This is a genomic window from Streptomyces deccanensis (assembly GCF_022385335.1).
GTDB lineage: Bacteria > Actinomycetota > Actinomycetes > Streptomycetales > Streptomycetaceae > Streptomyces > Streptomyces deccanensis.
In genome coordinates, this window is sequence record NZ_CP092431.1 from 6,036,043 (window position 1) to 6,050,892 (window position 14,850).

The 14,850-nt window shown below is 64.3% G+C and carries 10 protein-coding genes and 3 rRNA genes; 12 read left to right on the forward strand and 1 reads right to left on the reverse strand.

Going from position 1 to position 14,850, the window contains the following annotated elements; all coding sequences use genetic code 11:
* Window positions 1–188 precede the first annotated feature (188 nt).
* The 3 genes from L3078_RS26900 to proC all read left to right on the forward strand — a co-directional run bounded on the left by L3078_RS26900 (window position 189) and on the right by proC (window position 2,798).
* Window positions 189–1,010, forward strand: coding sequence for an ABC transporter ATP-binding protein (locus L3078_RS26900; RefSeq protein WP_420864187.1), 822 nt, complete (start codon window positions 189–191; stop codon window positions 1,008–1,010).
* Entirely contained in the window at window positions 1,007–1,870 is an 864-nt protein-coding gene (locus L3078_RS26905) for an ABC transporter permease (RefSeq protein ID WP_239756516.1), read from the forward strand. The genes L3078_RS26900 and L3078_RS26905 overlap by 4 nt, the downstream gene beginning before the upstream one ends.
* A gap of 115 nt (window positions 1,871–1,985) precedes the next feature.
* Window positions 1,986–2,798 (forward strand): pyrroline-5-carboxylate reductase, encoded by an 813-nt coding sequence (proC, locus tag L3078_RS26910; RefSeq protein WP_239756518.1) that lies wholly within the window; start codon window positions 1,986–1,988, stop codon window positions 2,796–2,798.
* A 12-nt stretch (window positions 2,799–2,810) separates the two neighbouring features.
* Here the strand turns inward: proC and trpS are convergent, their stop codons facing one another.
* On the reverse strand, window positions 2,811–3,806 hold the full coding sequence (gene trpS, locus L3078_RS26915) for a tryptophan--tRNA ligase (RefSeq protein WP_239756520.1): 996 nt from the start codon (window positions 3,804–3,806) through the stop codon (window positions 2,811–2,813).
* Between the two features lie 826 nt (window positions 3,807–4,632).
* Here trpS and L3078_RS26920 point away from each other — a divergent pair.
* From L3078_RS26920 to L3078_RS26960, 9 genes are all read left to right on the forward strand, one after another.
* Window positions 4,633–6,160, forward strand: a 16S ribosomal RNA gene (locus tag L3078_RS26920).
* Window positions 6,161–6,461: 301 nt separating this feature from the next.
* Window positions 6,462–9,581 (forward strand): 23S ribosomal RNA (locus L3078_RS26925).
* Between the two features lie 86 nt (window positions 9,582–9,667).
* Window positions 9,668–9,784 (forward strand): 5S ribosomal RNA (gene rrf / locus L3078_RS26930).
* The 16S, 23S and 5S rRNA genes sit together here, the layout of an rRNA operon.
* A 73-nt stretch (window positions 9,785–9,857) precedes the next feature.
* Window positions 9,858–10,502, forward strand: coding sequence for an HAD family hydrolase (locus L3078_RS26935; RefSeq protein WP_239756522.1), 645 nt, complete (start codon window positions 9,858–9,860; stop codon window positions 10,500–10,502).
* A 54-nt stretch (window positions 10,503–10,556) separates the two neighbouring features.
* Complete coding sequence (locus L3078_RS26940; RefSeq protein ID WP_239756523.1) at window positions 10,557–11,789, forward strand: MFS transporter; 1,233 nt, start codon at window positions 10,557–10,559, stop codon at window positions 11,787–11,789.
* Window positions 11,740–12,915: an acetoin utilization protein AcuC gene (locus L3078_RS26945; RefSeq protein ID WP_239756524.1), complete on the forward strand. Its 1,176-nt coding sequence runs from the start codon at window positions 11,740–11,742 to the stop codon at window positions 12,913–12,915. The genes L3078_RS26940 and L3078_RS26945 overlap by 50 nt, the downstream gene beginning before the upstream one ends.
* Window positions 12,916–13,143: 228 nt before the next feature.
* Window positions 13,144–13,959, forward strand: coding sequence for a phosphatase (locus L3078_RS26950; RefSeq protein WP_239760483.1), 816 nt, complete (start codon window positions 13,144–13,146; stop codon window positions 13,957–13,959).
* 129 nt (window positions 13,960–14,088) lie between these two features.
* Entirely contained in the window at window positions 14,089–14,301 is a 213-nt protein-coding gene (locus L3078_RS26955) for a helix-turn-helix domain-containing protein (protein WP_007443703.1), read from the forward strand.
* 168 nt (window positions 14,302–14,469) lie between these two features.
* Entirely contained in the window at window positions 14,470–14,568 is a 99-nt protein-coding gene (locus L3078_RS26960) for a 30S ribosomal protein bS22 (RefSeq protein WP_003948845.1), read from the forward strand.
* Window positions 14,569–14,850: the final 282 nt, after the last annotated feature.

Consider the following 14,850-nt stretch of genomic DNA (forward strand, 5'->3'; position numbering starts at 1 on the left):
TCCGCTATCAATTGTCACCCAAAGCGAGCATCCTCGGCATCCTCTCCCCGCGATCACCGCCCCTAGGCGGAAGTGCGCACCCCCGGAATCGCGCCTTCCGATCACTCCATCGAGCGCCCGCGCCCCTCCTCGCTCCCGCCACGCCCTCCCTTGACGGCGCGCCCCTCCTGCGCAATATTCATCGCATGATGAATTATCCTCCGGAGGAGACTCCACCCCCCGCCGTCCACGCCCAGAACCTCACCGTCGCCCGAGGCCCCCGCACAGTCCTCCGCAACCTCGACTTCGCCGTCCCGCCCGGCCAGATCACCGGCCTCCTCGGCCCCTCCGGCTGCGGCAAATCGACCCTGATGCGAGCGATCGTCGGAACCCAGGCCAAGGTCACCGGCACCCTGAACGTCCTCGGCCACCCCGCAGGCGACGCCACCCTCCGCTCCCGCATCGGCTACGTCACCCAGGCCCCCTCGGTCTACGACGACCTGACCGTCCGCCAGAACCTCGCCTACTTCGCCGCGATCCTCGACCCCGGCCGCGCCGCCGCCGACCGCCGCGACGACAACATCACCCGGGCTATCGCCGACGTTGCCCTCACCACCCAAGCCGACGCCCTCGCCGGCAACCTCTCCGGCGGCCAGCGCAGCCGCGTCTCCCTGGCCGTGGCCCTCCTCGGCACACCCGAACTCCTGGTCCTCGACGAACCCACCGTCGGCCTGGACCCCGTCCTTCGCCGCGAACTCTGGACCCTCTTCGCCACCATCGCCGCCGAGCGCCGGGCCACCCTCCTGATCTCCTCCCACGTCATGGACGAGGCCGAGCGCTGCCACCGCCTCCTCCTCATGCGCGAGGGCGAGATCCTCGCCGACGACACCCCCGAGGCCCTCCGCAACCGCACCCACACGGAAACAGTCGAAGCGGCCTTCCTCCACCTCGTCGACGAGGCCACCGCGACCACCACCGAAACCACCACCCCGGCAGCCACCGACACACACCAGAAGGAGCCGGCGCGATGACGACGACGCCGAACGCGGACACCCGAACGAAGAAGCAGACGAAGCCGGAGGAGAAGAACACGAAGAACCGACAGCCGAGGACCAGCGACGCCGTCGCCCCCACGACCCACCGACCCAGGGCCTTGAGCTACTCCCGCACGACCGCCACCGCGGCCCGAGTCCTCCGCCAACTCGGCCACGACCCCCGCACCATCGCCCTGCTGATCCTCATCCCGTGCGTGATGCTCTTCCTGCTCCGCTATGTCTTCGACGGCAACCCACGCGTCTTCGACTCCATCGGCGCCTCACTCCTCGGCATCTTCCCGCTGATCACGATGTTCCTGGTGACCTCGATCGCGACCCTGCGCGAACGCACCTCCGGCACCCTGGAACGCCTCCTCTCCATGCCCCTCGGCAAGGGAGACCTCATCGCCGGCTACGCCCTGGCCTTCGGCACCCTGGCGATCATCCAGTCCGCCCTCGCCACCGGTCTGGCCGTCTGGCTCCTCGACCTGGACGTCACCGGCTCACCCTGGCTCCTCCTGATCGTCGCCCTCCTCGACGCCCTGCTGGGCACCGCCCTCGGCCTCTTCGTCTCGGCCTTCGCCTCCTCCGAGTACCAGGCCGTCCAGTTCATGCCGGCCGTGATCTTCCCCCAGCTCCTCCTCTGCGGCCTGTTCACCCCGCGCCCCGAGATGCACCCCGCCCTGGAAGCCATCTCCAACGTCCTCCCCATGTCGTACGCCGTCGACGGCATGAACGAAGTCCTGCTCCACACCGACATGACCGCCACCTTCGTCCGCGACATCACGATCGTCGCCGGCTGCGCCCTACTGGTCCTGACCCTGGGAGCCGCCACCCTGAGGCGCCGGACGACATAGCCCCCCGCCGGTCCCCGTCCACCGGACGTCCCGCCCACCGGACACGCCAGCCGGACGCCCACCCCCGGTGCGAGGATGGCCCCAGGACGACGCACCTCCGGAGGGCACCCGCACCATGAGCCAGAAAGTCGCAGTCCTCGGCACCGGCAAGATCGGCGAGGCCCTGCTCAGCGGCATGATCCGAGCCGGCTGGGAGCCCGCGGACCTCCTGGTCACCGCCCGCCGCCCCGAACGCGCCGAAGAACTCCGCACCCGCTACGGCGTCACCCCGGTCACCAACGCCGAAGCGGCGAAGACCGCGGACACGCTCATCCTCACGGTCAAGCCCCAGGACATGGCCACCCTCCTTGACGAACTGGCCCCGCACACTCCCGCCGACCGCCTGGTCGTCAGCGGGGCGGCGGGCATCCCCACCTCCTTCTTCGAGGAGCGCCTGGCCGCAGGCACCCCTGTCGTCCGTGTCATGACGAACACCCCCGCGCTCGTCGACGAGGCCATGTCCGTGATCTCCGCGGGCAGCCACGCGAGTGAGGCCGACCTCGCGCACGCCGAGGAGATCTTCGGCGCCGTCGGCAAGACGCTCCGCGTCCCCGAGTCCCAGCAGGACGCCTGCACCGCCCTCTCCGGCTCCGGCCCGGCGTACTTCTTCTACCTGGTCGAAGCCATGACGGACGCGGGCATCCTCCTCGGCCTGCCCCGAGACAAGGCCCACGACCTGATCGTCCAGTCCGCCATCGGCGCGGCCACGATGCTCCGCGACAGCGGCGAACATCCCGTCAAGCTCCGCGAGAACGTCACCTCTCCCGCCGGCACGACGATCAGCGCCATCCGTGAACTCGAGAACCACGGAGTACGCGCCGCGCTGATCGCCGCGCTGGAGGCAGCCCGCGACCGCAGCCGCGCGCTGGCCTCCGGCAAGAAGGACTGACGCCCCGCGCGGTCAGCCGGCCAGAAGACCGATCGCCCGATACGCCTCGTCCACCCTCGGTCGAGCCATCTCTCTGGCCTTCGCCGCACCCATCCGCAGCACCCCCTCCACATACGCAGGATCCCCGCACAACTCCTTGTGCCTCTCCTGTACGGGCCTGAGGAGCTCGACCACGGCCTCTGCGGTGTCCTTCTTCAGTGCTCCGTACGATTCATATACACCGCTCAGGTCGTCGGGGTTCCCACCCTCACAGGCAGCGAGGATCTCCAGCAGATTCGCGAGCCCCGGCCGCTGCTCCCGGTCGTACACGACGTCCCGCCCGCTGTCGGTCACGGCGCGCATGACCTTCTTCCGCACCACATCCGGTTCGTCCAGCAGATAGACGATCCCCGGACCGACGTCGTCCGTCTTCCCCATCTTCGACGTCGGGTCCTGCAGGTTCATCACCCGCGCCCCGACCTTCGGCGGGGTGGCCCGAGGCACGACGAACGTCTGCCCGTACCGCTGGTTGAAGCGCACCGCCAGGTCCCGCGTCAGCTCGACATGCTGCGTCTGGTCGTCCCCGACCGGCACCTCGTCGGTCCCGTACGCCAGGATGTCCGCCGCCATCAGCACCGGATACGTCAGCAGCGACAGCCGGACACTCCCGCCCCGCTCCCGCTCCCGCGCCGCCTTCTCCTTGTACTGGATCATCCGCCGCATCTCGCCATCGGTGGCCACGCACTCCAGCAGATAGGACAACCGCGCGTGCTCATCCACATGACTCTGTACGAAGACGGTGCACAGCTCGGGGTCCAGCCCCGACGCCAGCAACAGCGTCGCCGCCTGCCGACTGAGTCTGCGCACCCGGGCCGGATCGTGGTCCACGGTCAGTGCGTGCAGGTCCACGACGCAGAACAGCGCGTCCGTCCGGTGCTGGTCGACCTCGGCCCACCGCCGCACGGCCCCCAGGTAGTTCCCCAGCGTCAGATGCCCCGTCGGCTTGACCCCGCTGAAGACCCGTGTCATCTCTCCACCTCCTGATCAGGACCGCCGCCACCGGCCGGCCGACCCTCAGAAGGGAGATACGAGAACGGCCGCCAGAGCGGCGGCCGTTGAGTACATACGTGAGTACGGCCGCCGTCAGGCGGCCCACCACTGCTGGCGACACGTACGCGTAGTCATGGGAGCCAGGCTACGCCTGCGAGGAGCCGACCGACAGCGAGTTGACACGCCCCGAGCCCGTACGTAGTGTTCTCCGGGTTGTCCGACGTGAGCGCCGACCTCGGTCGGTCCCCGGACAGCCATTCCGCAGGTAACCATCAACAATCGACGATTCGTTGTCGTGCCCTTGGCGTGCGTATTTGCGAAATGAGGAATCCGCGTTCGAAAGGACGCAGCCCCCGATTAGCTCGGGAGCCGGGAATCCGCTAAAGTCTCACTCGTCGGAACGGCCCAACAGCCGCGAAGACAACTCCCGCTGACTGGGAATCAGGCCCGAAAGGATCTGATAGAGTCGGAAACGCCGGAAAGGGAAACGCGGAAGCGGAAACCTGGAAAGCACCGAGGAAATCGGAACCGGAAACGGTCTGATAGAGTCGGAAACGCAAGACAGCAAGACCGAAGGGAAACTGCCCGGAGGAAAGCCCGAGAGGGTGAGTACAAAGGAAGCGTCCGTTCCTTGAGAACTCAACAGCGTGCCAAAAATCAACGCCAGATTAGTTGATACCCCGTCTCCAGCATCTGCTGGGGCGAGGTTCCTTTGAAATAAACACAGCGAGGACGCTGTGAACCATCGGCTTATTCCGCCGGTGGTTCCGCTCTCGTGATGTGTGCACCCGATTACGGGTAAACATTCACGGAGAGTTTGATCCTGGCTCAGGACGAACGCTGGCGGCGTGCTTAACACATGCAAGTCGAACGATGAACCATTTCGGTGGGGATTAGTGGCGAACGGGTGAGTAACACGTGGGCAATCTGCCCTTCACTCTGGGACAAGCCCTGGAAACGGGGTCTAATACCGGATACGACACTCTCGGGCATCCGATGAGTGTGGAAAGCTCCGGCGGTGAAGGATGAGCCCGCGGCCTATCAGCTTGTTGGTGAGGTAACGGCTCACCAAGGCGACGACGGGTAGTCAGCCTGAGAGGGCGACCGGCCACACTGGGACTGAGACACGGCCCAGACTCCTACGGGAGGCAGCAGTGGGGAATATTGCACAATGGGCGAAAGCCTGATGCAGCGACGCCGCGTGAGGGATGACGGCCTTCGGGTTGTAAACCTCTTTCAGCAGGGAAGAAGCGAAAGTGACGGTACCTGCAGAAGAAGCGCTAAGCTAACTACGTGCCAGCAGCCGCGGTAATACGTAGGGCGCGAGCGTTGTCCGGAATTATTGGGCGTAAAGAGCTCGTAGGCGGTCTGTCGCGTCGGATGTGAAAGCCCGGGGCTTAACCCCGGGTCTGCATTCGATACGGGCAGACTAGAGTGTGGTAGGGGAGATCGGAATTCCTGGTGTAGCGGTGAAATGCGCAGATATCAGGAGGAACACCGGTGGCGAAGGCGGATCTCTGGGCCATTACTGACGCTGAGGAGCGAAAGCGTGGGGAGCGAACAGGATTAGATACCCTGGTAGTCCACGCCGTAAACGGTGGGAACTAGGTGTTGGCGACATTCCACGTCGTCGGTGCCGCAGCTAACGCATTAAGTTCCCCGCCTGGGGAGTACGGCCGCAAGGCTAAAACTCAAAGGAATTGACGGGGGCCCGCACAAGCAGCGGAGCATGTGGCTTAATTCGACGCAACGCGAAGAACCTTACCAAGGCTTGACATACACCGGAAACGGCCAGAGATGGTCGCCCCCTTGTGGTCGGTGTACAGGTGGTGCATGGCTGTCGTCAGCTCGTGTCGTGAGATGTTGGGTTAAGTCCCGCAACGAGCGCAACCCTTGTTCTGTGTTGCCAGCATGCCCTTCGGGGTGATGGGGACTCACAGGAGACTGCCGGGGTCAACTCGGAGGAAGGTGGGGACGACGTCAAGTCATCATGCCCCTTATGTCTTGGGCTGCACACGTGCTACAATGGCAGGTACAATGAGCTGCGAAGCCGCGAGGCGGAGCGAATCTCAAAAAGCCTGTCTCAGTTCGGATTGGGGTCTGCAACTCGACCCCATGAAGTCGGAGTTGCTAGTAATCGCAGATCAGCATTGCTGCGGTGAATACGTTCCCGGGCCTTGTACACACCGCCCGTCACGTCACGAAAGTCGGTAACACCCGAAGCCGGTGGCCCAACCCCTTGTGGGAGGGAGCTGTCGAAGGTGGGACTGGCGATTGGGACGAAGTCGTAACAAGGTAGCCGTACCGGAAGGTGCGGCTGGATCACCTCCTTTCTAAGGAGCATCTAGATCCCGTCAAGGGATCCAGGGCCACAACGTCGGCGAACGTCCGACGGTGGTTGCTCATGGGTGGAACGTTGATTATTCGGCCGGTTTCACGGGTCGGAGGCTGTTAGTACTGCTCGCAAGAGCGTGGAAAACATGATCTCCGGGCGGGAGCCGGCTGGGCACGCTGTTGGGTGTCTGAGGGAATGAACGTCCCCTCAGTGCCGGCCCCAGTGAACTCCGGTGGAAACCGGGGGTGATGGGTGGTTGGTCGTTGTTTGAGAACTGCACAGTGGACGCGAGCATCTGTGGCCAAGTTTTTAAGGGCGCACGGTGGATGCCTTGGCACCAGGAACCGATGAAGGACGTGGGAGGCCACGATAGGCCCCGGGGAGTCGTCAACCAGGCTTTGATCCGGGGGTGTCCGAATGGGGAAACCCGGCAGTCGTCATGGGCTGTCACCCTTGTCTGAACACATAGGGCAAGTGGAGGGAACGCGGGGAAGTGAAACATCTCAGTACCCGCAGGAAGAGAAAACAACCGTGATTCCGGGAGTAGTGGCGAGCGAAACTGGATGAGGCCAAACCGTATGCGTGTGAGACCCGGCAGGGGTTGCGTATACGGGGTTGTGGGATCTCTCTTCTGTTGTCTGCCGGCAACAGGACGAGTCAGAAACCGTTGATGTAGGCGAAGGACATGCGAAAGGTCCGGCGTAGAGGGTAAGACCCCCGTAGCTGAAACATTGACGGCTCGTTTGAGAGACACCCAAGTAGCACGGGGCCCGAGAAATCCCGTGTGAATCTGGCGGGACCACCCGCTAAGCCTAAATATTCCCTGGTGACCGATAGCGGATAGTACCGTGAGGGAATGGTGAAAAGTACCGCGGGAGCGGAGTGAAATAGTACCTGAAACCGTGTGCCTACAAGCCGTGGGAGCGTCGGAACAAGGCTTGCCTTGTTCTCGTGACTGCGTGCCTTTTGAAGAATGAGCCTGCGAGTTTGCGGTGTGTTGCGAGGTTAACCCGGGTGGGGTAGCCGTAGCGAAAGCGAGTCCGAACAGGGCGATTTTAGTAGCACGCTCAAGACCCGAAGCGGAGTGATCTAGCCATGGGCAGGTTGAAGCGGAGGTAAGACTTCGTGGAGGACCGAACCCACCAGGGTTGAAAACCTGGGGGATGACCTGTGGTTAGGGGTGAAAGGCCAATCAAACTCCGTGATAGCTGGTTCTCCCCGAAATGCATTTAGGTGCAGCGTCGTGTGTTTCTTGCCGGAGGTAGAGCACTGGATAGGCGATGGGCCCTACCGGGTTACTGACCTTAGCCAAACTCCGAATGCCGGTAAGTGAGAGCGCGGCAGTGAGACTGTGGGGGATAAGCTCCATGGTCGAGAGGGAAACAGCCCAGAGCATCGACTAAGGCCCCTAAGCGTACGCTAAGTGGGAAAGGATGTGGAGTCGCAGAGACAACCAGGAGGTTGGCTTAGAAGCAGCCACCCTTGAAAGAGTGCGTAATAGCTCACTGGTCTAGTGATTCCGCGCCGACAATGTAGCGGGGCTCAAGCGTACCGCCGAAGTCGTGTCATTCATACAATAGGGCCAACGCCTGTATGGATGGGTAGGGGAGCGTCGTGTGCCGGGTGAAGCAGCCGTGTAAGCGAGTTGTGGACGGTTCACGAGTGAGAATGCAGGCATGAGTAGCGATACAAACGTGAGAAACGTTTGCGCCGATTGACCAAGGGTTCCTGGGTCAAGCTGATCTGCCCAGGGTAAGTCGGGACCTAAGGCGAGGCCGACAGGCGTAGTCGATGGATAACCGGTTGATATTCCGGTACCCGCTGTGAAGCGTCAAACATCGAACCAGGCGATGCTAAGTCCGTGAAGCCGCCCCGGATCCTTCGGGTGAAGGGGAGTGGTGGAGCCGACGAACCAGACTTGCAGTAGGTGAGTGATGGGGTGACGCAGGAAGGTAGTCCATCCCGGGCGGTGGTTGTCCCGGGGTAAGGGTGTAGGACGTCAGGTAGGTAAATCCGCCTGGCAATAGTCTGAGACCTGATGCCGAGCCGATTGTGGTGAAGTGGATGATCCTATGCTGTCGAGAAAAGCCTCTAGCGAGTTTCATGGCGGCCCGTACCCTAAACCGACTCAGGTGGTCTGGTAGAGAATACCGAGGCGTTCGGGTGAACTATGGTTAAGGAACTCGGCAAAATGCCCCCGTAACTTCGGGAGAAGGGGGCCATCACTGGTGATCCGATTTACTCGGTGAGCTGGGGGTGGCCGCAGAGACCAGCGAGAAGCGACTGTTTACTAAAAACACAGGTCCGTGCGAAGCCGTAAGGCGATGTATACGGACTGACGCCTGCCCGGTGCTGGAACGTTAAGGGGACCGGTTAGTCACTCTTCGGGGTGGCGAAGCTGAGAACTTAAGCGCCAGTAAACGGCGGTGGTAACTATAACCATCCTAAGGTAGCGAAATTCCTTGTCGGGTAAGTTCCGACCTGCACGAATGGCGTAACGACTTCTCGACTGTCTCAACCATAGGCCCGGTGAAATTGCACTACGAGTAAAGATGCTCGTTTCGCGCAGCAGGACGGAAAGACCCCGGGACCTTTACTACAGTTTGATATTGGTGTTCGGTTCGGCTTGTGTAGGATAGCTGGGAGACTGTGAAGCTCGGACGCCAGTTCGGGTGGAGTCGTCGTTGAAATACCAGTCTGGTCGTGCTGGATGTCTAACCCGGGTCCGTGATCCGGATCGGGGACAGTGTCTGATGGGTAGTTTAACTGGGGCGGTTGCCTCCCAAAGGGTAACGGAGGCGCCCAAAGGTTCCCTCAGCCTGGTTGGCAATCAGGTGGTGAGTGTAAGTGCACAAGGGAGCTTGACTGTGAGACCGACGGGTCGAGCAGGGACGAAAGTCGGGACTAGTGATCCGGCGGTGGCTTGTGGAAGCGCCGTCGCTCAACGGATAAAAGGTACCCCGGGGATAACAGGCTGATCTTCCCCAAGAGTCCATATCGACGGGATGGTTTGGCACCTCGATGTCGGCTCGTCGCATCCTGGGGCTGGAGTCGGTCCCAAGGGTTGGGCTGTTCGCCCATTAAAGCGGTACGCGAGCTGGGTTTAGAACGTCGTGAGACAGTTCGGTCCCTATCCGCTGCGCGCGTAGGAATATTGAGAAGGGCTGTCCCTAGTACGAGAGGACCGGGACGGACGAACCTCTGGTGTGCCAGTTGTTCTGCCAAGGGCATGGCTGGTTGGCTACGTTCGGGAGGGATAACCGCTGAAAGCATCTAAGCGGGAAGCCTGCTTCGAGATGAGTATTCCCACCCACTTGATGGGGTAAGGCTCCCAGTAGACGACTGGGTTGATAGGCCAGATATGGAAGCCCAGTAATGGGTGGAGTTGACTGGTACTAATAGGCCGAGGGCTTGTCCTCAGTTGCTCGCGTCCACTGTGTTGGTTCTGAAACCACGAACAACCCCGCCCAGGTCACGGGTGGTGCGGTTGAGTGTTTCATAGTGTTTCGGTGGTCATAGCGTGAGGGAAACGCCCGGTTACATTCCGAACCCGGAAGCTAAGCCTTACAGCGCCGATGGTACTGCAGGGGGGACCCTGTGGGAGAGTAGGACGCCGCCGAACAAATATTGAGAAAACCCCTGCCGGGTGACCGGCAGGGGTTTTCTGCGTTTCCGGGTCGATTTAGGGTCGAGTCATGCGCTACGACCTCGTGATCTTCGACAATGACGGTGTTCTCGTCGACAGTGAGTCGATCTCCAACCGGCTGCTGGCGGCCTTCCTGACGGAGTTGGGGTACCCGACCTCGTACGAAGACTCCATTCGGGAGTACATGGGATCGGCGATGCACCGGGTGCACGAGCTCGTGCTGGAGCGGACGGGCAGACCGTTGCCGGAGGACTTCGACGATGTCTTCCACAGCCGGGTCTTCGCCGCGTTCGAGCGGGAGTTGAAGCCTGTTCCGGGTGTCATGGAGGTGCTGGAGAAGCTCGTTGCCGACGACGTGCCGTTCTGCGTGGCCTCGTCCGGGAGTCATGAGCGGATCAGGGTGGGGCACCGGACGACCGGCCTGGACCGGTGGTTCGGACCCGGGCTCGTCTTCAGCGCGCAGGATGTGGGGCGGGGGAAGCCGGAGCCCGATCTGTTCCTGTACGCGGCCGCGCGGATGGGAGTGGCGCCGGAGAGGTGTGTGGTTGTCGAGGACAGCCCCGCCGGGGTACGGGCCGGTGTGTCGGCCGGGATGGATGTGTACGGGTTCACGGCGATGACGCCCGCCGACAAGCTCGTCGGAGCCAAGGGGTACTTCTCGGACATGGAGGAGCTGCTCGATCTGCTGAGTTGAGCAGTATTCAACTTCCTCTACCCATGGGTAGGTCGTGGCCCCTACTGTGCCGCCATGACAGATGTGCTGCGGCGCGGTAGGGCCGCGTTGGCGTTCAGCTTCTTCGCGCAGGGTGTCGCCTTCGCGCTGCTCGTGACGCGAATTCCGGCCATTCAGGACCGGTACGGGGTTTCCGACGCGCTGTTGCCCGCCTTCCTCGCCGCGGTGCCGATCCTCGCTGGGGTCGGCAGCGTCTGCACCGAGCAGCTCGTGAAGAAGGTGCCGCCGAGCCTGGTGCTGCGGTGGTCCCAGCCCGTCGTGCTCCTGGCGCTGCTCGGGGTGGGGGCCGGCGAGCAGATGGTGGTGCTCGGTGTCGCGCTCGCGGCCTTCGGGATGGCGGTCGGTGCGCTCGACGCGTCCATGAACATGCTCGGGGTGAGCCTGCAGCGGGCGTACGGGCGGAGCATCATGCTCGGCTTCCACGCGGTGTACAGCCTGGGCGGGATAGCAGGCGCCTCGTTGGCGTGGGTCGGGGCGCACTGGGATCTGGCGCTGCTGGTGTCGTATCTGCCGGTGGTGGTCGTGCTGTTGCCGGCCGTGCTGATCGGGAGCCGGTGGTACGTCGACGCCGGGCCGGAGACGGCTGAGAAGGAGGACGCCGTTCCGGCACAGGCGGGTGGGGCCGGCGGGTCCGTCGCCTTCAAGCTGCTGCTGCCGCTCTGTCTGGTGATGTGCTTCGCGTACATCGGGGACTCGACCGTCTCCAACTGGAGCGCCAAGTACCTGCAGGACGTGCTCGGAAGCAGTGAGCAGCTCGCGACCGTCCCGTACAACGTCTATATGGTCACCACGCTGCTCGGGCGGTCGATCGGGGACTTCGGGGTGCGGAGGTTCGGGGCCGCGGCCGTCGTGCGGGCCGGGGCGATCGTGGCGGCGGTCGGGTTCGCCGTGGTGGCGGGCGCGCCGGGGGCCTGGGTGGGCATGCTCGGGTTCACTCTGCTGGGGCTCGGGCTGTGTGTGCTGGTGCCGCAGACGTTCGCGGCGGCCGGACGGCTGTTCCCCGGAGCCTCGGATGCGGCTGTCGCGCGACTGAATATCTTCAACTATGTCGGGTTCTTGATCGGTTCTCCGTTGGTGGGGGCCGTGGGCGATCTCTGGAGCTATCGCGGGGCGATGCTCATTCCCATGGCGTTGGTGCTGGTGACCCTGGTGTACGCCCGGTCGTTCGAGACTGAACCGGACCGATACGGTGGCGGGCATGAGCGGCCGCGCACAGCTGATGTGGGACGAGGCAGTAACGGGCTATGACTTCGGTCCGGACCATCCGATGGATCCGGTCCGGCTGGCGTTGACCCGGAGCCTGGTGACTGCCTTCGGGCTCGACCGGGAGATGGACGTCGTCTCGGCGAAGCCCGCCGGGGAGTCGACGCTGCGGCTCGTGCATCGCGAGGACTACGTGGCGGCGGTTCGGGCCGCGTCCGCCGATCCCGCGGGCGCGGACGGGTCGTACGGGCTGGGGACCGTGGACGATCCGGCCTTCGCCGGGATGCATGAGGTGTCCGCGCTCATCGCGGGGCAGTCGGTGGGGGCGGCGGAGGCCGTGTGGCGGGGGGACGCGCTGCACGCCGTGAACTTCGCGGGCGGGCTGCACCACGCGATGCCCGGCGGTGCTTCGGGGTTCTGCATCTACAACGACGCGTCGATCGCCATCGCCCGACTGCTGGAGCTGGGCGCCGAGCGCGTCGCCTACGTGGATGTCGACGTGCATCACGGGGACGGGGTGCAGGCGGCGTTCTGGGAAGACCCGAGGGTTCTGACGATCTCGCTGCACGAACATCCCCGGACGCTCTTCCCGCAGACCGGGTGGCCCGAGGAGACGGGCGCCCCGTCGAGTGCGGAGGGGTCGGCCGTGAACGTGGCGCTGCCGGCGGGGACCGGGGACGCGGGGTGGGTGCGGGCGTTCCACGCGGTGGTGCCCGAGCTGATCGCCGACTTCCGGCCGCAGGTGCTGGTGACCCAGCACGGTGCCGATACGCACTTCGAGGATCCGTTGGCGCATCTAGCGGTGTCGCTGGACGCGCAGCGGGCCGTCCAGGTCGCGCTGCACGACCTGGCGCACGAGTACGCCGACGGGCGGTGGGTCGCGCTCGGTGGGGGCGGTTACGCGGTGGTGGATGTGGTGCCGAGGTCGTGGACGCATCTGGTGGCGATCGCGGCGGGGCGGGAGATCGCGCCGGAGACGGTGATTCCGGAGGAGTGGCGGCAGCAGGTGTTCGCTCGTACGCGGCAGTTGGCGCCGGCGCGGATGACTGATGGGCGGTGGCCTGTGGGGTGGGCGGGGTGGGAGGCCGGGTACGACCCCGCGGATCGGTTGGATCAGGCGGTGTTGGCTACGCGGAAGGCTGTGTTTCCGTTGCGGGGGTTGTTGCCGTAGGGCTTTTTGCTCGCCCCCGCCGCCCCTACCCGTCCCATCCTGAAGGGGCTGCGCGCCGCCTTTGACCCCCGTCAAAGAATCGGGGCTCCGCCCCGGACCCCGTTCGCGCAGTTCCCCGCGCCCCTGAAGCGCGCAGTTCCCCGCGCCCCTAAAGGGTCTTACGCCAACTGTGTGGTTCGGTAAGGGGTTTCCGGGCGTGGGGGGCCGGGGGTGCGTCAGCATCTGAGGGTGGTGAGTGGTGGGGCGTTGCGGGAGCATCTGGTGGGCTCCGGGCTGGCTGGGCGGGTCGCCACCGGCCGGGAGGTGAGTCTGCGGAGTTATCGGTTGTTCGCGGCTCGGGATCCTCGGTTTCTGATCGGGATCGATCCGGAGATGCCCTGGCGCCAGCGGGATGTGCTCGCTTTGATGGCGGAGAAGTGCGGGGTTTCGGCCGATCCGGGATGCACATCCGGGCAGGATGTGATCGATCCCGAGTTGACGGTGAGGGCGCTGGACCGCTTTGCGGAACGGCTCGGGGCGGTCGCTCGGAGTGGTGGGGCGGTGCTCCTCGGGACCGGACACCCGCATCGGCTGATCGGTTTCTACGGCGCGTTGGCGGACGCTTTGTCGGCGGTGGGATGTGAGGTTCTCACCCCAGCGACGGGTAGACGTGTCGACATAACGACCCGGTTCGGTCTACGCACGTACAACCTTGACTACGTACGAGGTGTCGCCGTCGTCCGCGAGGCGCCCGCCTCGCGCTCCGGTTGTGCGACCGGCGTGCACACGCATTCACCGCTCCCGGTTCGGACGGTTCTGGCGGCCGCCGCCGAGGCCGGTGGGCCGCTCCCGGACCTCGTCGTCGGAGACCACGGATGGGTCTGCGGCGCAGGTCAGCTGGGGTTCGAGGCGATCGGACTCGCCGATACGGACGATCCGGCGCTCTTCGTGGGGGAGGCGGAGGGGCGGGTGTCCGTCGCCGTTCCACTTGATGACGGTGTGCGGTCTGATTACTACCGACCGCTGACCCGCTACGTACTCAATCGGGCGTGTCTGTCACAGTAGGCCGCCGATGGCATCCCCTCTTCCCCACTCGCATCACCCGCCCCTACATTGGGGAGTGAGCACGCAGCGACGAAGAGTCACCGGAAGGGGAAGCCGGTGGCCGTCGAGTGCGGAAGGTTCAGGTGTGTCATGGCTGCAGCTGGCGAGAGGCCTCTGAACGAGGTTCAGTTCCTGACCGTGGCGGAAGTCGCCGCGGTGATGCGCGTGTCGAAGATGACCGTGTACCGCTTGGTGCACAGCGGTCATCTGCCGGCGATCCGGGTGGGCAGGTCCTTCCGGGTGCCGGAGCAAGCGGTACACGAGTACCTCCGCGAGAGCTATGTGGGGGTGGAGACGGCCTGACGGCCATCGGGGCCGAGGGGCTCCCGGAGGCCCTGTGGGACCTCCGGGATACCCCCGGTTCCCCCTCGATTACGACCTCAGCGCTCGGACGGGTAGGCTGGCCCCTCGTAGGTCGTATGGGCCCATGGCGCCCAAACACCGAGTGATGAGAAGTGAGCGAGGGTAGTCGTGGGCTCTGTTATCAAGAAGCGGCGCAAGCGGATGGCTAAGAAGAAGCACCGCAAGCTGCTCAAGCGCACCCGCGTTCAGCGTCGCAACAAGAAGTAAGGCGGTCCGGCCCCGAGATCGGGGTCCTGGCCGGTCCCCCTCGCGTAAGGGGACCGTACGCCTTGCTTTCTTGCGCGAGCGCTGTTGAGAACGCGTTGCCGCGGCCCCCCACCGGAATCGGTGGGGGGCCGCGGTGTTCCCACCGTTCACGGTCTTCACGGATCGTGGATTTTTGCCGGTCGTTGACGGGGTCGCGGTCACCACAGCGCAACGTCGACCCGCTAACGTGGCCGCACACGGGGAACCCGGAGAACACACGGAGAACACGAGGAAGGCGCTGAT

What these genes read in the sequence shown, in the direction of transcription:
- L3078_RS26945 (WP_239756524.1), top strand. Translation starts at nt 11,740, where the DNA reads ATGAGCGGCCGCGCACAGCTGATGTGGGACGAGGCAGTAACGGGCTAT.
- L3078_RS26955 (WP_007443703.1), top strand. Translation starts at nt 14,089, where the DNA reads ATGGCTGCAGCTGGCGAGAGGCCTCTGAACGAGGTTCAGTTCCTGACC.
- proC (WP_239756518.1), top strand. Translation starts at nt 1,986, where the DNA reads ATGAGCCAGAAAGTCGCAGTCCTCGGCACCGGCAAGATCGGCGAGGCC.
- trpS (WP_239756520.1), bottom strand. Translation starts at nt 3,806, where the DNA reads ATGACACGGGTCTTCAGCGGGGTCAAGCCGACGGGGCATCTGACGCTG.
- L3078_RS26900 (WP_420864187.1), top strand. Translation starts at nt 189, where the DNA reads ATGAATTATCCTCCGGAGGAGACTCCACCCCCCGCCGTCCACGCCCAG.
- L3078_RS26905 (WP_239756516.1), top strand. Translation starts at nt 1,007, where the DNA reads ATGACGACGACGCCGAACGCGGACACCCGAACGAAGAAGCAGACGAAG.
- L3078_RS26935 (WP_239756522.1), top strand. Translation starts at nt 9,858, where the DNA reads ATGCGCTACGACCTCGTGATCTTCGACAATGACGGTGTTCTCGTCGAC.
- L3078_RS26940 (WP_239756523.1), top strand. Translation starts at nt 10,557, where the DNA reads ATGACAGATGTGCTGCGGCGCGGTAGGGCCGCGTTGGCGTTCAGCTTC.